This is a genomic window from Methylobacterium iners (genome assembly GCF_022179305.1).
In the GTDB taxonomy this organism is placed as follows: Bacteria; Pseudomonadota; Alphaproteobacteria; order Rhizobiales; family Beijerinckiaceae; genus Methylobacterium; species Methylobacterium iners.
The window spans coordinates 1-16,519 of record NZ_BPQP01000045.1 but is presented as its reverse complement, the minus strand read 5'-3'; the positions used below and the strand labels follow the sequence as shown (position 1 = coordinate 16,519).

General features: G+C 74.0%; 18 protein-coding genes and 3 pseudogenes. 7 read left to right on the top strand and 14 right to left on the bottom strand.

From position 1 onward, the window contains the following. Positions 1–9: 9 nt before the first annotated feature. Positions 10–525, bottom strand: a complete 516-nt coding sequence (locus MFF55_RS14770; RefSeq protein ID WP_238244865.1) for a hypothetical protein — start codon at positions 523–525, stop codon at positions 10–12. Between the two features lie 35 nt (positions 526–560). Then, positions 561–1,175 (bottom strand): lysozyme, encoded by a 615-nt coding sequence (locus MFF55_RS14765; protein ID WP_238244864.1) that lies wholly within the window; start codon positions 1,173–1,175, stop codon positions 561–563. A 134-nt stretch (positions 1,176–1,309) separates the two neighbouring features. Between MFF55_RS14765 and MFF55_RS14760 the strand changes: the two genes are divergently transcribed. Next, positions 1,310–1,591 carry a hypothetical protein gene (locus tag MFF55_RS14760; protein ID WP_238244863.1) on the top strand — a complete coding sequence of 94 codons (282 nt, stop codon included), beginning with the start codon at positions 1,310–1,312 and terminating at the stop codon, positions 1,589–1,591. Positions 1,592–1,597: 6 nt separating this feature from the next. On the opposite strand, the gene MFF55_RS14755 is transcribed toward MFF55_RS14760, so the two are convergent. Both MFF55_RS14755 and MFF55_RS14750 read right to left on the bottom strand, forming a co-directional pair. Continuing rightward, positions 1,598–3,178, bottom strand: a complete 1,581-nt coding sequence (locus tag MFF55_RS14755) for a DUF2793 domain-containing protein (protein ID WP_238244862.1) — start codon at positions 3,176–3,178, stop codon at positions 1,598–1,600. A gap of 31 nt (positions 3,179–3,209) precedes the next feature. Continuing rightward, positions 3,210–7,107: pseudogene (locus MFF55_RS14750) on the bottom strand (baseplate multidomain protein megatron). Positions 7,108–7,154: 47 nt separating this feature from the next. Here MFF55_RS14750 and MFF55_RS14745 point away from each other — a divergent pair. Both MFF55_RS14745 and MFF55_RS14740 read left to right on the top strand, forming a co-directional pair. Then, entirely contained in the window at positions 7,155–7,529 is a 375-nt protein-coding gene (locus MFF55_RS14745) for a type II toxin-antitoxin system RelE/ParE family toxin (protein ID WP_306421436.1), read from the top strand. Then, on the top strand, positions 7,526–7,810 hold the full coding sequence (locus tag MFF55_RS14740; RefSeq protein WP_238244860.1) for an addiction module antidote protein: 285 nt from the start codon (positions 7,526–7,528) through the stop codon (positions 7,808–7,810). The genes MFF55_RS14745 and MFF55_RS14740 overlap by 4 nt, the downstream gene beginning before the upstream one ends. Here MFF55_RS14740 and MFF55_RS14735 read toward each other — a convergent pair. The 10 genes and pseudogenes from MFF55_RS14735 to MFF55_RS14690 form a co-directional block, all read right to left on the bottom strand. Next, entirely contained in the window at positions 7,744–8,262 is a 519-nt protein-coding gene (locus tag MFF55_RS14735; protein ID WP_238244859.1) for an NlpC/P60 family protein, read from the bottom strand. The two genes, MFF55_RS14740 and MFF55_RS14735, sit on opposite strands and share 67 nt — an antisense overlap. 45 nt (positions 8,263–8,307) lie before the next feature. Further along, entirely contained in the window at positions 8,308–9,198 is an 891-nt protein-coding gene (locus MFF55_RS14730; RefSeq protein WP_238244858.1) for a phage/gene transfer agent baseplate hub protein, read from the bottom strand. 19 nt (positions 9,199–9,217) lie between these two features. Beyond that, on the bottom strand, positions 9,218–9,859 hold the full coding sequence (locus MFF55_RS14725; RefSeq protein ID WP_238244857.1) for a DUF2460 domain-containing protein: 642 nt from the start codon (positions 9,857–9,859) through the stop codon (positions 9,218–9,220). 15 nt (positions 9,860–9,874) lie between these two features. Further along, a complete protein-coding gene (locus MFF55_RS14720) occupies positions 9,875–10,450 on the bottom strand; it encodes a phage tail tape measure protein (protein WP_238244856.1) in 576 nt (191 codons plus the stop codon). A 10-nt stretch (positions 10,451–10,460) separates the two neighbouring features. Next, positions 10,461–10,679, bottom strand: coding sequence for a phage tail assembly chaperone (locus tag MFF55_RS14715; protein ID WP_238244855.1), 219 nt, complete (start codon positions 10,677–10,679; stop codon positions 10,461–10,463). Continuing rightward, positions 10,676–10,969: pseudogene (locus tag MFF55_RS14710) on the bottom strand (gene transfer agent family protein); the annotation flags it as partial. The pseudogene MFF55_RS14710 and the gene MFF55_RS14715, both read right to left, overlap by 4 nt. A 51-nt stretch (positions 10,970–11,020) precedes the next feature. Next, positions 11,021–11,404 (bottom strand): annotated as a pseudogene (locus MFF55_RS14705) (phage major tail protein, TP901-1 family); the annotation flags it as partial. Between the two features lie 28 nt (positions 11,405–11,432). After that, positions 11,433–11,855, bottom strand: coding sequence for a tail completion protein gp17 (gene gp17 / locus MFF55_RS14700; protein WP_238244854.1), 423 nt, complete (start codon positions 11,853–11,855; stop codon positions 11,433–11,435). After that, positions 11,852–12,190, bottom strand: a complete 339-nt coding sequence (locus MFF55_RS14695) for a head-tail adaptor protein (protein WP_238244853.1) — start codon at positions 12,188–12,190, stop codon at positions 11,852–11,854. Before MFF55_RS14695 ends, gp17 begins: the two co-directional genes overlap by 4 nt. Positions 12,191–12,456: 266 nt before the next feature. Continuing rightward, positions 12,457–13,020: a head-tail connector protein gene (locus MFF55_RS14690; protein ID WP_238244852.1), complete on the bottom strand. Its 564-nt coding sequence runs from the start codon at positions 13,018–13,020 to the stop codon at positions 12,457–12,459. Between the two features lie 30 nt (positions 13,021–13,050). Between MFF55_RS14690 and MFF55_RS14685 the strand changes: the two genes are divergently transcribed. From MFF55_RS14685 to MFF55_RS14675, 4 genes are all read left to right on the top strand, one after another. Beyond that, entirely contained in the window at positions 13,051–13,773 is a 723-nt protein-coding gene (locus tag MFF55_RS14685; RefSeq protein ID WP_238244851.1) for a S1 family peptidase, read from the top strand. Between the two features lie 140 nt (positions 13,774–13,913). Further along, a complete protein-coding gene (locus MFF55_RS14680) occupies positions 13,914–14,777 on the top strand; it encodes a S1 family peptidase (RefSeq protein WP_238244850.1) in 864 nt (287 codons plus the stop codon). 20 nt (positions 14,778–14,797) lie between these two features. Then, positions 14,798–14,923, top strand: a complete 126-nt coding sequence (locus MFF55_RS26830; RefSeq protein WP_283206747.1) for a hypothetical protein — start codon at positions 14,798–14,800, stop codon at positions 14,921–14,923. A 646-nt stretch (positions 14,924–15,569) separates the two neighbouring features. Continuing rightward, complete coding sequence (locus MFF55_RS14675) at positions 15,570–16,307, top strand: Crp/Fnr family transcriptional regulator (protein WP_238244849.1); 738 nt, start codon at positions 15,570–15,572, stop codon at positions 16,305–16,307. Positions 16,308–16,519 lie beyond the last annotated feature (212 nt).

Genomic DNA, 16,519 nt, shown 5'->3' with positions numbered 1-16,519 from the left:
GCGGTCGCGTCAGGGCGAGGGCGGCGCCAGCGCCTGGAGCGCCGGCGCCAGGGTGTTGTCGGCATCGGCCGCCGCGTCGAGGGGCAGGGTGCGAAAGACCTTCTCGGCCAGTCCCCTCGGTCCGCCCGCCGCCCGGAGGAGCCAGGCGGGCGCCTGGTCCAGCGCCCGCTGGACCGCCCGCGCGATCACCGCCGAGCCCAGCGGGACGGTCAGCGTCCGCCCGTGCGCGGCCTGCGCGACGGCGTTCAAGGCGTAGTCGCTCACGTTGCGCACCAGCCGCTCGACGAGGGCGGTCGTGATGAGGAGGCGCAGGGGCCCGGCGATCCGGGCGACGGCGCCGGTGATCGCGGCGGCCGCAAGGGGCAGGAGCAGGGTCGCGGCCGCCTGGCTCGCGGCGACCAGGGTGTCGCCCCAGGGCACCACGACAGAGCCCGCATCGGCGGCGCACGCGGCGTGAGGCGCCAGGGCGAGGCTCGCGAGGAGCGCGGCGGCCAGGATCGTTGTCTGCGGCGGCGTGCGGTTCATGGCGGTCTCCATCGGATGAGGGTTGAGGCGCGGGCTCAGGAGCGCGAGCGGAGCGTCGCCCACAGCCGAGCCAGGAGGCCCCTGGCCCCAGCCGGGGGCGCCTCCGACGGGTGCCAGGGCGGAGTGGAGGGCGCAGGGCGGGGGATCGGCCTACGGTCCGGGACGGGTAGCGGCCGGACGACCGGCGCCTCGTTGCTCCGGGCCCGGGGGAGCGCGACCGCGTAGGGCGTGCGGAACTGGTCGTACTCGGCCCGCCGCCGCGGAATCAGCACGGCCGGCCGGTTCCACATCAGGATCGCCTCGGCGGCGCCCTCGTGATCGCCGGCCTTGAGGCGACGCAGGACGCTGGAGCGCCGGAAGGCCGCCCGCCCAATGTTGAAGCAGAGCGAGACCAGGGCGTCGAAGGCGTGCTCGGGCAGGGGCGCCGGCAGTCCTGCGGCGACGCTCTCGGCGAAGCGGGCCACGTCGCGGGTGAACAGCGCGTCGCATTCGGCGGGCGTGAGGCGCAGGCCTGGCGTCACCACTGGCGGCCCCGCCGCGCTGGTGTGACCGATGCCGATCGTCCAGATCCCGACGGAATCCCGGTAGGCTTCGAGGCGCCTTCCCTCGCGGTCGATGAGCACCTGGCGGCCGATGGCGCTGAGTTCCATGGAGCGAACCTCGATGGCGGAGGCCGCCCTCGGGGGCGGCGTGGAACGGAAGGAGGGATGGAGCCGTTCGCTCGGCTGGATCCGGCTCGGGTCAGGAGCCTTGAGCCGGAGCCTGAACCGCTCGGGAGGGATGGATGATGGGACCGATGATCCGCGCGCTCGCCGCGACGGGGTTTCTGCTGGCGGCGGGCCATGCCGCGTCGGCGCAGGGCAGCGGGGCCGGCAGCGGCCTCTCGATCAATCCGGAGGCGACCGGCAACGATCGCTCGGCCGGCGTCAACAACGGCAACAACCGGCTGCCGGGCTATGGTTATCGCGGCTACCGGTCCGCCTACGGCTACCGCGGCGGCTACCGCCAGCCGGTCTATGGCGGCTACGTCCGCCGTCGCGGCTCCTATTACGGCTACCCTTACTGACGCGCGCTACGGGAGCAACCGTCCGCTGAAGAGCGAATCGGCGGCCGCCACGTAGCCGTCCGCGCCGGTGAAGCGGCCTCGGACCTCGACCGTGTCGCCCGGCGCGAGGTCGAGCACGGCGCTGAGGCCGAGGCAGGAGATGCCGTCGACGAGGCCGCCCGTCAGCGCGGCCCGGCCGCGCCCGGCGGGCGCGCCGTTGCGGTAGAGCTGGGCCTCGAGGGCGGTCGGCGCGCTGCTGCCGTTACGTCGGTAGCCGACGTTCGCCGTGAAGGCGTGGAGCCCCGCTTCCGCCGCCGTGAAGCGGCCCGTCGCGGCGGCGAAGGCGCCCTGCTCGTTCTCCTCCGCGATGTTGAACTGAACCCGGGTCCAGGCATCGGCGCCAAGGTAGTTGTCGAAACTCGTCGTGGCCGAGAAGCGGGGCAGGTGGGTGAGCCGCCGCCAGCGCGACCCGTCATGGCCCTTGAAGGCGCCGGCAGTGGAATCGAACACGATCTGGCCGGCCGCGCCAGTCGGTGCTGCGGCCAGCGGCTGTAGCTCCAGGGCGCCGTTCCCGCGCACCTTCACGGCCGAGCGCGGGCCGGTAGCGCCCGCCGGCGTGGTCCGCAGGTCGAGGCCCGCACCGTTGCCGGTCGCCGTGAAATCCTCCTCCGCGAAGCCGGCCACGGCGACGACCTCGGCGGAATAGGCGCCGTCGCTGCGCCGGCCCGTCCCGGCCAGGGTGAAGAACCCGTCCAGGGCCTTGAGGGGCGCGGGGTTCGCGGGCGTGCCGCGGGCGACCTGCGCCACGAAGGCGGCGGCGGGCGCCACCGCGCCGGCCGCGTCGCCCCCGAAGGCATCGACCTGCACGTCCCGCGGGACCGCGCCCGGCCCGGTGCCGGAGCGCAGCGTCGTCAGGTGCAGGCCGGCCGCCGGCATCGCCGTGGGGCCGAGGCCGAAGCCGCCGGTGACCGGGTGCACGCCGAAGCCCGGCGCGTAGGTCGCACCGTCGGCGCTGACCTTCAGGCCGACGCGGTCGCCGCCGAGGAGACCGAACAGGGCGCGGGTCTCGTAGCCGCTCTGGAGGACGATGGCGGCCTCCTCGGCCTCCGAGCGCCGGTTGAGGGTCAGCCGCACGTGCCCCGAGCCCGGCGTGACGTCGTCCCAGGAGAACAGCACGGCATCGGCCTTCACCGCCAGGCGGTTCGCCGCATCGCCCGCCGTGTTGATCCCGAGCCGGTCGAGGTTTCCCAGGCTCCCGATCGTCGTCCGGAAGGGGACCCAGCCGTCCCTCACACGGATGTAGAGCTCGCCCTCGTCGGCGATCCAGGCGAGCCAGCCGGGCCGCGGCGGGAAGCCGAGCCAATGGCCGTCCTGGTAGCACGCGACCTGGCCGGTGAGCCCCGCCCAGGCGCCGGTCGGCTCGGGCGTCGCCACGAGGTAGCGATCGCCCTCGGCCGGGTTCGCCGGCGGCGCGCTCAGGTCCTTGTCGAGGCAGGCGAGCTGCACGAGCGCGTCGAGGCCCAACAGCGCCTCGTTGTGGGTCACGTGCTTGCCCGCCTGCGCCGCCGCCAGCAGCGGCAGGGCGAGGTTCGTCGTGGTCTGCGGCATCGGCCGGCACCCTTGGTGTGAGAGGGGAAGATCAGCGCGAGCGGATCGGCACCCGCGCCCGATGCGCCGGTCCGCGCCCGGCCGCCGCGCCGACCTGCGCCACCGCGACGTCGAGGCTGAGTTGCGGAGCGCCGAAATCGGCGGCCTCGTCCGCGGCCGGGTAGAGGAGCGAGGGTTCCGAAGCTGTCAGGCTCCGGGCGAGGTCGCCGCGAAAGATCTCGACGCCGTAAGCCTCCGAGCCCTCGTCGAGGGGGATCTCGATGGGTTCCCAGGTATCCGCGTCGCGGCGCGCCCGCCGCGTCCAGGTCAGGCGCACGCCCTCAGGCTCGCGCCGGGCGCGGAGATGGACGGGGCTCAACGGCGTCAGCGCCCCCAGCCCCGCGCTCGCAGCGACCTCCACGAAGGCGGGGTCGCCGGGATCGCGCGCGGCCGGGCCGATCCGGTAGCGGAAGGCGCGGCCGGCCTCGTCGAGGCGCTCCACCAGCGGCACCACGGCGCCATCGTCGAGGCGCACGATCAGGCTGCCGGCCGGAACCGTGCGGCCGGCCGCTTCCTCGCTGCCGGCGAGGCCCCGCAGCAGCCTGGTGAGCCGGTAGGTGCCCCGACCGATCAGCGCCGCGCCGGCCGCCGAGAAGATCTCGGCGGCGCCGTCCGGACCGACCAGGGCGAACAGGTTGCCGCCGGCCAAAGCCGCCGCCTCGTCGATCGAGGCGAGGGCGCCGGCATGGCGCAGGGACACGTCGAGCCGGGCCCGGCGATCGAAGCGCCAGAGCGGGCCGGGACCGAGCGCCGTCAGGGTCTCGCCGAGGCAGGCGGGATAATCCACCATCCGGTAGAGGGCGAGCGGCGCCCCGTCCCCGGCCGAGCGCCAGATCGCGACGGTGCCGGGCCAGGGATCGGCGGCGACGGCGAGGTATTGCAGGGGCGTCGGCGCGCTGCGATCGACGGGCAGGTCGAGCACGACGGCGAAGGGCGGCCCGGCCAGCGCGGGCGGGGCCGGCCGAGGCCTGGCGCTCCCGCGGCTCGCCGGCAGGAGGCGGCGGTCCTGCACCGGCACCGCCCGGGTCTCGATGCGCCGCCCGGCCAGGCTGTCGGCGATCCGCACGATCCGATGCCGGGCGCCGTCCGGCAGCGCGACGAGGTCGCCCGGCTCCAGGTCGATCCGGCGCGGGCTCAGCGTGAGGCTCGCGGTGTCGCGCCCGGCGATGGCCGCGTCGAGGCAGGCTTCGGCGAGCGCCTCCGCGGGGTCGCGGCGGGTGACGAGGGCGGCTTCAATCCGGCTCTCGCGCCGCCTGGCGCCCGTGGGGCGGATCGCAGCGGCCACGGCCCTGCGGTACTCGGGGCTGTCGGCATCGCTGAAGGCGATTTCGACCGAGCGGGGCAGCTCGCTCTCCTCGGCGCGCACGAGGCTTAAGGGCGCAGCGTCGGGCCGGATTGCCACGAGCTCCGCCGCCTCGTGGGCCACGCGGTCTCCGTCCGCGGCGAGCGGATGCGCAGTCGCCCGGCCACCGCCGAGACGTCGAGGCCGAAGAGGGTCGCCAGCGGTTCGAGGGCGGCGCGGGCCGAGAGCGGCCGGTCGAGGACGTAGCCGTCGAGGAAGGCGGAGGCCGTGATCTCCGCCGGCACCGTGATGCCGAGATCGGCGAGGATGGCGGCGATGAGGCAGTCGAGCTCCAGGCCCTCGACCCGTCCCCCGATCCAGTGCCCGATCGCGCAGTTCGGCGCGTCGGCCCAGACCGTGTCGAGGTCCGGGAAGGCGGGGAAGGGGCGGGCGTCCCAGCACCAGACGAAGATCCAGTCCGCCGGCACCATCCGGCCGTCGTAGAGCGGCGAGACCGGGTTGTCGGCCTGCGCGAAGCCCGGCAGCGCGGCGTCGAAGCGGCTCAGGATCGCGGAAAGCCCCCGCATCTGGATGAGATCGTCGCGGCCGCCCCGCGAGAGGGGCGGCGCCGCGTTCTCGGAGGATTTCGGATCGAGGAAGACGTTGGGGCCGTTCGTACCCTTGTCGACGGCCGGCACTCCGATCTCGGTGAGCCAGATCGGCTTGGAGCCCGGCACCCAGGCGGTCGCTCGCGCCTCGACCCCGCCGTCGCGCTCCACGTGCGGGTTCGACCACCAGGCGACGAGGTCCTTCGCCCGGTAGATCCAGGGTTTCTCGTAGGCCCCATCGGTGATCGGGGTGCGGATCTGCGCGAGCCGGTCGGCCGGGCTCGCGTAGTACCAGTCGAAGGCCTCGCCCGCGCCGAGCCCGCCCCGGAGATAGGCCGGATCGTAGATCGCCGCCCCGCGCGCGAGGTCGGCGTGGTCGGCCCCGTCGCGCCAATCCGAGAGGGGCGGGTAGTAGTCGATGCCGATCGCGGCCACGGCCGGATCGGCGAAGAGCGCGTCGAGCGGAAAGCGCAAGGTGGCGCCCCTGTCCCGGACGTGGGCGCCGTACTCGGTCCAGTCGGCGGCGTAGACCAGCGGCACGCCGGGCAGTCGGGCGCGGACCTCCTGGGCCAGCGCCCGGAAGGCCTCGACGGCCGGGTAGCGGTCGCCCTCGGCCCGTACCCGGGTCAGGCCCACGAACTCGCTGCCTATGATGAAGCCGTCGAGGGCGAGGCCCTGGCCGGCCCAGCCGGCCGCGAGATCGGCGTAATGCAGGACGAGGCGGCGGTAGCCGTCCGGCCGCGCGAAGAAGGCGGCGACCTGCGCGCCCGCCGCCTCGGTGCCGTCGGGGCTGCCCGGAAGACCCGGCGCGGGGTCGCAGGTGATGCGGCCGCGCCAGGGATAGGGCGGCTGCCCGGGCGCGGAGGGATCGCGCGGGTCCGGCAGGGTCTTGCCGGCCGCGACGTCCATCATCAGGAACGGGTAGAGCACGACCTTGAGTCCGCGCCGTCGCAGCTCCGCGACGAGGCGGGTCAGGCCCGCATCGGACGGCGTGCCGCCATAGGCGGGGCCGCCGTCGGGGCCCCGCGTCACCAATCCGGCCTCTGCGCGGTCGAGCCCGGCGACGCGCTAGGCATCGCCGAGCGTGACCTTCTTGGCCGCATCGACCTTGGGCGCGACCGTGCAATGGCCGGCGCGCAGGTCGTCGCCGAACCAGCTCGCCACGACCGAGACCTGCGTCAGGCGGGGCAGAGCGCCTGCAGCGCGTCCAGCGAGGCGACGACGTCGGTCGCGGCCTGGAGCTGGAAGCGGTTGGCGGGCTTCGTCGCCCCGAAGCCGGCATCCTCCGTGACGGGAACGGGGTCGAGGCCGAACTCCGTGGAGCCGGGAATGAGGCAGACCGCGCGGATCATGCCCGCGAGCCCGTCCACAGGGCGGATCACCTCGAAGGCGAATTGCGGCACCCGGCTGCCGTAGGGTTCGAGCGCCAGACCCTCGAACACGATGTAGGCGAGGCCACGATAGGCCGGTGCCGCGTCGGCGCCCTCCTTGGCGACGATGAGCGGGTCCGGCGCCTGGTCCGGCCCGCCGCGATGCAGGCGCCAGGCGATGGTGGTCAGGTCGAGCTCGCGCCCGTCCGCCCAGATCCGGCGAACGAAGGCGATCTCGCCCTCGCACAGGCCGATCGCGAGATTGGCGAAGTAGGCGTAGGTGGTCCGCACATTCCGCTGGCCCCCGCCCCCGCCCTTGGCGCTGCCTGAGGCCCGCTCGACGCTGGTGTTGGCGGTCTCCAGCGGCCGCGTCGCCCAGATCAGGGTGCCGCCGATCCGCGCCCGGCCGTAGACCCGCGGGATCGGATCGCCCTCCGTCGAGGTCAGCCCCGCCACCTCCGAGAGGCGTGGCCCCTCGACGAAGCGCGGGCCGGCCCGCGAGCCGAACAGCGCCCCGTCGATGCCTCCGCCCGCGGCCGCCCCGAGCACGCCCCCGATCGCCCCGCCGATCGGACCGCCGAGCGCCGTGCCCACCACGCTCCCGGCCGTCTGCAGGATCAGCGTGGCCATGCGGGGCTCCGGGCGATGGAAGAATGTGATCGTCGATCCTCACGGGTGTGAGCCCGGCTTTTCGGATCGGCTTCGGACCGCTTGCTCGATCGTATCCGGTCGGATACGATCCTTGCGTGACCGCAATTCTGCTCTCGGATACTTTCAAGCGATGGCTGAGGGAACTCCGCGACCCACGCGGTAAGGCACGCGTGGCGGCCCGCCTACGCTCCGCGAGTTACGGCCATTTCGGAGATGTCCAGCCGGTTGGCGATGGCATCATGGAGATGCGCATCCATCACGGGCCGGGATATCGCTTGTATTACACGCGTCGCGGCGAGGCCGTGTACCTCCTCCTGGTCGGTGGCGATAAGGCGAGTCAGAACAGAGATATCCCGCGAGCGAAGGCCATGGCCGCAGAACTCGATCGGAAGGCGACATGACTCAGTTCACCCTCTTCGATGCAGCCGAATTCCTCGACAGCGAGGAGGCGATTGCCGATTATCTGGGCGCGGCTCTGGAAGACCCCGATCCGGAGGTGTTCGTCGCGGCTCTGGGAGATGTCGCGAAGGCACGCGGGATGACGCAGATCGCCACGGCTTCCGGCCTCGGTCGCGAAAGTCTCTACAAGGCGCTGACACCCGGCTCCAAGCTTCGCTACGAAACTGTCCGCAAGGTGATGGCCGGCCTCGGCGTGAAGCTGACGGTCTCGGCCGGGGGCTGATTCGTCGCCTCGGCGTCGGGAAATCGGAACACGTGCGTCAGGTGCCGCCACCAGCCGGTCAGGGCGACCTCCGTCACCGCGGCGCCGTCATGGGCGTGGATCATCGTGCCTGCGCCCGAGGCGATGGCGCAGTGCCGGGCCGGCAGGTGGGCGCGGAACGCGAAGAGCAGGACTTCGCCCGCCCGTGCCTCGTAGCCCGAGAGGGGTCCGTCCACCGGCACGAGGTGGCGCCGCGCCGCTTCGGCCAGGGGGTCGGCACCGGTCCCCGCCGACTCTGCCCAGGAGGACGCGTAGGGCGGCACCGCTTCGGGCTCGGGGCCGTAGACCGCCCGCCAGACCCCGCGCAGGAGGCCGAGGCAGTCGCAGCCGACGCCCTTGAGCGAGGCCTGGTGCCGGTAGGGCGTGCCGATCCAGCCGCGCGCCTCCGAGACGATCGTTTCCGGGTCGCGCATCGTCGCTCCGATCCATGGGTTTGGCTAAGTGCGATGGGTTCCGCCTCACTGAAACAGGCTGCCGCCGTCGAGGCCGGGTCCCGAGCCCGGCACGCCGCGCAGGACGAAATCGTTGCCCGGCATGTGGGGGAAGCCCTGGAAGTTCACGCCGTTGCCGAACTTGGCCCGGCAGGTCGCGAAGCGCTTGTCGCAGCCGGCGGTGAGCGCGAAGGCGTCGCCGGAAGCGACCGGGCGCGGCGGCGGCTGCCACAGCTCGATCGTGGCGCCGTTCGCCGCTTGCGCCCGCACATCCGCCGCGAGCCCGGCATTCGCGCCCCCGGTCCAGGTCAGTCGCCCGCCCGAGAACCAACCCGGCGCATGGATGCTCTCGAGCGCCACCTCAAGCGTCCCAGCGCGTGCGGGTGCCACCAGGACCCGCCCCGCGGTGCGATGGCGCGGGTCGGCGAGGTCGACCCGGCAGCGGGCGTCCCCAAGGTCGGCAGCGCAGGTGGCACGATAGGTCCGGCCGCGCTCCTCGTCGAGCCGGTCCATCAGCCTGCGCAGCTCCGCGACGAAGGCGCCGCCGGCGCGGCGCACCTCGCCGATCGTGCCGATGTCGAGGAGGAGGCGCGTCTCCGGATCGGACCAGTCGACGAGCCAGGTCTCCACGCCCGCCGCGTCGTAGAGCCCGGCCGCCACATCGGCCTCGGCGATCCCGGCCGCGCTGAGGGCGCCGGCCACGTCCCCGCCCGAGACCGCGAAGCCGGTCTCGGCGCTGGCCTCCGCGGCCTCCAGCCCGGAGCGCGCCGCGTAGGTGAGCCCGCCGAAGGCGAGGTCGCGGTCGTGGTCGGTGAAGCCGAGCACCAAGCCGTCGCGGCGGGTCAGCGACCAGCAGCGGCAGAGGGTCGTCGCCCCGCCCGCGAGATGCGCGGCGAGGTCGTCGGGCAGGTCGCGCATGGCGGCGTTCCTCTCGGGCCTAGGGCACGATCTCGATGAGCGGCACAAGCGGGATCTCGCCGACCGTGAAGGCGGAGAGGTCGATGCTCAGCGCGTCGGTGTCGAAGCGGACGGGCACGTCGAAGGCGAAGCCCGCCGTCACCGCGGCGCCCGGAGGCGGCACGGCCTCAGTCGCGAAGGTGAGGAGGCCCGTCGTGCCGTCGCAGGCGACTTGGCCTAAGGGTACGGCGACCCCGTCGACCGCGACGCGCACGGTCTCGGCCACGGGCTTGGCGATGACGCGCCGATAGGGTGCAGGGCCGGTCCCATAGGTCTTTGCGAGCTGAAACACTCGGGTCGTGCCGTCGCCCGTACCGATGACCTGGTCGGTGGCCGTCACGGGCCGGCTCGGCGGGCCGGAGAGGTGGTCGACCCGGTCGCGGTAGCGGAAGCCGTAGAGCCGGCCCCGCCGCTCCTCGAAGAAGGCGAGCACCGCGTGGAGCGCGTCGAGGGTCCGGATGCCGAAGCCGGCATCGTAGCGCCGGCGGGAATCCGCCCAGCGGCTGTTGCGGTGCTCGCGGCCGGAGGCCAGCGTCACGATCTCGGTCATCCGGCTCGGCCCGCCGCTGCCGCGCAGGGAGACGTCCAGCGGAAAGCGGATTTCGTGGAAATCGGCGGGCATGGCGGCTCCCAAGGTTCAGAGCGCCCGGCGGCCCCGGGCCACGGCGCGGGCGAGGCTCGCGGCGACCTGCGCCTCCGAGCGGCGGAAGCTTTCCACGTCCTGCGCCTGGATGGTGACGTGGACGGTGGCGGCGGGCCCGCCACCGGCGGCGACGCCGAGCCGTCCGTCGCTGCCGCGCTTGAGCGGCAGGATCGCCTCGGGGCCGGCCTCGCCCATCAGGCCGAGCCCGCCCTGCATCGGGAAGTAGGTCGGCGCCGCCACGACGCCCCCGGACGCGAAGGGCCGCACCCGGCCCCCGGCGAGGATGCCGCCGCGGGCGAAGGCCGTCGTCTCGGAATTCGCCCCCGCGTTGAGCAGGTTCTGGACGAGGCTCGTGACCCCGCTGCGCACGGGGCTGGCCAGGGCCCGGGCCGCGATGCTCCCGAGCCGGCTCGTCAGCGAGCCGAGCACCCCGTCGAGCTGGCGCCCCGCATTGAGGTTGCCGGTGAAGGCCCGGCCCAGGCTCTGCCCGAAGCGCTGGGCGAGGCGGTCCAGGGTGTCAAGCTGCCGGGCGCGGGCGGCATTGGTGCGGTCCGTCTCGGTCTCCGCCATGGCGCTCTCCTCATCTGTCGTCGGGGAAGGCGGCGAGCAGCCGTTCGAGGTCGGCCCGGCCCGCGGCCGGATGGACCCGGGTCAGGCCGGCCGCCGCCATCAGCTCGCGGGGCGTCGCCGCCCAGAAGTCGCGCGGGCGCCAGCGCAGGGCATGCAGCCCGAGCGCCAGGGCCTCGTCCCACGGGAAGGCGGAGGCGGGCTCCGGCGCGTGGCTCCCCGTGGGGCTCAAGGGTCCGCCGCCTCCCCGAAGGCGGCCGCGAGGACAGCGCCGAGCGCCTCCGCGATCGGCGCGAGGCCCTCGCTCAGGGGCAGCCGGGCCACCGCCGCGTCGTCGAGATCGTGGCCGCCCCCGCGCAGGGACGCGCCGAGCAGCGCGATGACGTCCCGGGCGGCGAGGCGCCCGCCAGCGAAGCGCTCGGCGAGGCCGGCGAGGTCGCCGGCGTCGAGCGCATCCTCCAGCTCGGCCAGCGCGCCGAGGGTGAGGCAGAGGGTGTAGGCCCGATCCCCGAGGACGAGGGGCACCTCGCCGCGCCTGCGGTTCGCCATCACAGGCTCGCGAAGGCGAGGGGGGCCGGCCGAGTCCAGCGCCATATCGAAGGTGACCTCGCCGGCATGGTCGCCGCGATATTCGAGGCTCGTGATCTGGAAGGCGCCCTCGATCGTGCCGAAGGCCGGCACCACGACCTGGAAGGTCTCGATCCTTCCCTCGAAGAAGGCCTGCCGCATCCGGGCGTCCGAGGCCTCGTCGCGAAACACGCCCGAGCCCGAGACGGAAGCCCGGCGGATGCCGGCGCCGGCGAGCAGCTCGCGCCAGCGCCCGGCCGAGTCCGCGTTCGTGACGTCGACCGCCTCAGCGTTGAAGGCGATCTGCCGGGCGCGGAGCCCCGCCACCGCGGTGAAGACGTCGCCGTCGGCGATCCGGATGAGCAGGTCCTTGCCTCTCTGGGCGGTCATGGCGGTCTCCGATGCTTTGGGGAGGGCGTCAGCCGGCGAGGACTTCCGTCACCGCCTGCAGGGTCAGGGTGGCGCGGGCCTCGCCGCTGCGCTCGTCGCGGGCGACCCGGACGGCCTCGACGCGCAGGGTCACGAGGACGTGGCCGGCGAGCGCGAGGGGCGCCTCGGCCAGGAGGTCGGCCATGCGCTCGGCCGCATCGAGCGCGCTGCGGGCCGAGCCCGGCTTGGCGAAGACGATCAGGCTCAGCGCATGGGCATGGCGCCGGGCGCCGTCGACCGAGTCGTCGCGCAGCTCCGCGTCTCCGAAGACCGCGTGGACGGGCAGGCTCCCGCGCGGCGGCTCGTCGTAGAGGCGGACAGTGCCGCCCATGAGCCCGGCGAGGGCGGCGTCGGCGGCGAGATGGGCGAGGATCGCCCCGCGCAGGGCGAGGAGGGGCGTGGCGGAACTCATGGCCGCGCCTCGATCAGTTCCTCGACCTGGCAGACGAGGTCGCGGCGGCGCCCGTCGGGATCGCCCGCCGCCCGGATGGCGAAGCGGCGGGGCCCCGACGTCAGGCGCATCGCGGGGGTGATGCCGGCCCGGTAGGCGAGCCGGACCCGGTGCGTGGCGACGGCGTCCGTGCGCCCGCCGCGGGTCCGCTCAAGCGCGCCGAGCGCCTCGATCGCGCCCCACAGAACGGGGCCGGCGACGTAGCGGCGCAAGCGACCTCCGAACCCGTCGGCCTCCTCCAGCGGCAGTTCGAGCACGAAGCGGCGCCGCCGCGCGCCGAGGGGCGGGTGGGTCATGGGAGCTCCGGGGCTTTTGGAGAGTGCCGGTGGTCGGGCGGTCGGCCTGGGCGAGCCTTCCCCTCTCCCCGCTGGGCGGGGAGAGGGCTGCATGGACCCTGTCGTCCATGCAGCGAGCGAAGCGAGGGTGAGGGGGTGACTCCGGAAGAGGCTCCTCCGACGAGACCCCCTCACCCCCGGCTGCCGCCTCGGCGCGCTCCCCGGCGAGGGGGAGACGCGCCCCTCTTCCCGCCCGCGGGGAGAGGAAATGTGCCCTGATCGCCCCGCTACAGCCGCAGCCGGCGGTGGGGCGCGATCAGGGCGGCCACGCTCGCCGGCAGGATGGGAACCGCCTCGTCGCCGCGATGCTCGAACCAGGCGGCCGTCAGCATCCGGATCGCCTGGGCCAGGGCCGGCGGCAGGGGCGGGCCCTCGCCGCCGTAGCCGGCCGCCACCTCGACGAGGGCAGCCCGTCCCATGAGGGAGGGGGCGGCCGGATCGACGATCAGCACGGGCGCCTCGACCGGGTCCGGCCCGGGCCGGACGAGGCCGGGCCCGAGCTCCGTGACGGCGCCCTGCGCGTCGACGACGCTCGCCCGCACAAGGGCGACGAGGGGGCTCAGCGGCAGCGGCACCCGCCCGTCCGCGGGCCAGGCCGTCAGCATCAGCCGGTAGCGCCCGGGCGCGAGGATCCGTCCCGTGGCGGCCTCGATCGCGCTCCGGGCCGCGGCGAGGAGGCTCGTCACCAAGCCATCCTCGGCGTCGTGGTCGGGATCGAGCCGGAGATAGGCGCGCATGGCGGCGAGGCTTACCGGCTCGACGGCGGGATCGTCGACGCGTATCGGGGTCATGTCGTCTCCGTGGACGCCGGAAGGGCCGGGATGCTTCGAGGTTGTCAGTGGGGCGCCGCGCTCTTCGCCCTGGTCGCCTCGACGCCTGCCGCGGCCGTGGTCGGCGGCGTCGAGGCGCCGGAGGCCGCGGGCTCGAGCGTCATGGTCCTGTCCGCGGGCGGCGGGGTCTGCACGGGCATCGTGCTCGGCCCGGACGCCGTCCTCACCGCCGGCCACTGCGCCGCCTCGGGCGCCCAGCACCGGGTGCATTTTCGCGACGAGGCGGGCCAGCCCGTCCTCGTCGAGCTCGCCGCCCGCAGCGTCCATCCGGGCTACGATGCCGGCGCGATCGCGGGGCGGCGGCGCTCCATCGACCTCGCGCTCCTGCGCACCGCGAGCCCGTTGCCGGCCCGCTTCGTCCCGGCGCGCCTGAGCGCCGCGATGCCGCGGACGGGCGAAAACCTGACGCTCGCGGGCTACGGCGCGGTCCGGGCCGGCGAGGCCCGCTCGACGGGCACCTTCCGCCGCGTCGACCTGCCCGTGGTCGAGCCCCACGGGCCGAGCCGCATCCTGGTCTGGCTCAAGGCCGCGGCCGCCGGCGCCTGCCAGGGCGATTCCGGCGGGCCGATCCTCGCGGACGGGAGCATCGTCGCGGTCACGGCCTGGGTCGGCGGCGCCTGCGGCGGGGTCTCGCAGGGCGTCCTGCTCGGGCCGCAGCGCGCCTGGATCGACCGCATCCTGGCGGGCTGGGGCGTGTCGGCCCGGTGGCAATAGGCCGGAGGGCGCGCCCGAATGCCGGGCCTTGCGTAGATTCGGTCGCGGACGGCCCGGGAACCGGAGCTTGGCCGAACCATTGCCTTCCGTTACGCTTCACGCTGTCGTCCAGGTCTGAGCCCGGACGCGGGAGAGACACGATGTTCGCGACCGCGCTCCGCAGAGCCGCCCTCGGCGTCCTGATCGCCGCCTTGCCCCTTCCGGCCCTCGCCGTGATCAACGGCGAGGTCTCCCGCGATCCCGACGGGTTGCGCGCCTCGGTGGTGCGCATCGAGAGCTCGCAGGGCGAGATCTGCTCCGGCACCCTGATCGCGCCGGACCTCGTGCTCACCGCCGCCCATTGCGTGATGCACCAGGCCGGCTACAGCGTGGTCGCCGTCGACCGCAGCTTCCGGCCGCGCCGCATCACCGCCATCGCCGCCGCCATGCACCCCGATTTCGTGCCCGGCACCACGCCGGAGGACCAGCCCGGGATCGACCTGGCCCTGATCAAGCTCGGCCAGTCGCTCGGGCCGGACTTCCAGCCGCTGGACCCGCGCGGCGGAGGCGGCATCACGACCGGCGAGTCCCTCAACATCGCGGGTTTCGGCGTCGTCGCCGAGAACCGGCGCAACACCGCGCGCACCCTGCGCCAGGCGCAGCTCGTCTCCGTCGGTTCGCTCCAGGTCGCCAACACCGTCACGGTCGTGACCGACCGCCGCCGCATGGCCGAGACGGCCGGCGCCGGCGCCTGCCTCGGCGATTCCGGCGGCCCGATCCTGCGTGGCGGGCCGGGCGGCTACCAGATCGTCGGCGTGGTCAGCTGGTCGAGCGGCGCCATGCGCCAGGACCGCCGCGCACGCACCGCCTGCGGCGGCTTCACCGCGGTGACGCCGACGGGCGAGCATGCCGGCTGGATCACGTCGCGCGCCGCGGAGCTGGCGCAGTTCCGCCCCGACGATCTCCCGCAGGGGCTGCGCCGCGGCAACCGCTCGGATTGGGTGGCGCGGCCGGGCCGTCGCTGAGGCCTGTTCGGGACTCCCGGGTGAGGCGCGACTGGCGCAGCCTCGATTGGCGCTCGCCGCGGGTTCTGCTCCTCGCCGCGCTGATGCTCCTGCCCGAGATCGTGCTCGGCCTCGTCGCGCTCGCCGCGTTCCTGTCCCGAGGTTGATCCCCGGAGGCCGCGAAGGCTCCGGCCGGGCTCGGCCCAGGGCCTTCTCGGCTGAGGGATCGATCAGGTTTCGTCGCCGTTCGACGTGTTCTCCCGCGAAGGAAAGCTCCGTTTTCCAGCAGCGCGGGACCGGGTCTGCCGACGCCCTCGCCTTGCTGCGGCGCGCCGCTTCGAGACGGCGGAATGTTCGGTACCGGACCTACGGACGGCCTCGCCTTCAAATCGCACGGCCCGCGCTCTAAAATGCGTACCGGCCTCGGTGGGAAGCGCCTTTCCGCTGCAGCATCAGGGGCTTGGGCGGCATGGCCGCTCCGGGCACGCCGCCGCTGCTTCTTCTGACGGAGGATGACGTCATCACCGGTTTCTCGCTCCGGGAGGTCCTGACGGACGCGGGGTTCCGCGTGCCCGGACCGCCCTGGAGCAAGGGCGACGCGCCGGCCCCGGTCCTGCGCGGGGCCCGCGCGCCCTTCCCCGTGCCTTCCTCCGCCGTGCAAGCTGCGACCCGCGTCAGCCTTCGGGGCGCATCCCGGCTTTCGAAACCAGTCTCGTCCCGGGACGTTGTGGCGACGCTCGATGACCCTTCGCTCCTGGTCCCCGATCGGTTGCGCCATCCTCAGACCTCAGGAACAGCCCTCCTCGCCCATCCATGAACGCGCATCTGGACCTGTCGAACACCCTCATCCGCAAGCTGGATGCGTTCGTTTCCCTCTCCGATGACGACAAGGCGCACCTGGCCCAGCTCACGGCGCGGCCGCGCCTGGTGGAGGCCCGCACGGATCTGGTCCGCGAGGGCGACGTGCCGGACGGCGTCGTCGTGATCCTGGAGGGCTTCGCCTGCCGCTACAAGATCCGCGAGAGCGGCGCCCGGCACATCACCGCCTACCTGCTGCCGGGCGATCTCGGCGACGTCGACGTGGGGCTGCTGCCCCGGATGGATCACGCCATCGGCACGCTCTCGCCCTGCCGGGTGGTCCGGCTCGACCCCGCGGCGGTCGAGGACCTCCTGCAGAACCATCCCCGCATCGCGCGGGCCCTGCGCATCGGGACGCTCGTCGACGAGGCGACGCTGCGCGAGTGGCTGGTCAATGTCGGCTGCCGCTCGGCCCTGGAGCGGATCGCCCATCTCATGTGCGAGCTGCTCCTGCGCCTGCAGGTGGTCGGCCTCGCCTCGGCGAACCGCTATGCGCTGGCCCTCACCCAGCTCGACCTCGCCGACACCACGGGCCTGTCCAACGTGCACGTGAACCGCTCGCTGCAGGAGCTGCGCCGCCGCGGGCTCATCGTGCAGAAGAGCCGCACCCTCGAGATCCTCGACCTGCCCGGCCTCAAGGCCGTGGCCGAGTTCAAGCCAGGGTACCTGCATATCGAGCCCCGCGCGGCCTGATACGGTCTCCGGTCGAGCGCTTCGGCTGGGTGCGCATCCTCCTCTCCCCGCCGGGCGGGGAGAGGGCTTCATGCACCTTGCCGTGCATGAAGCGAGCGGAGCGAGGGTGAGGGGGTGCCTCCGAAGGAGCCTCACGCGGAGAGACCCCCTCACCGTCGGCTGCCGCCTTGTCGCGCTCCCCGGCAAGGGGGCGACGCGACCCTCTCCCCGCC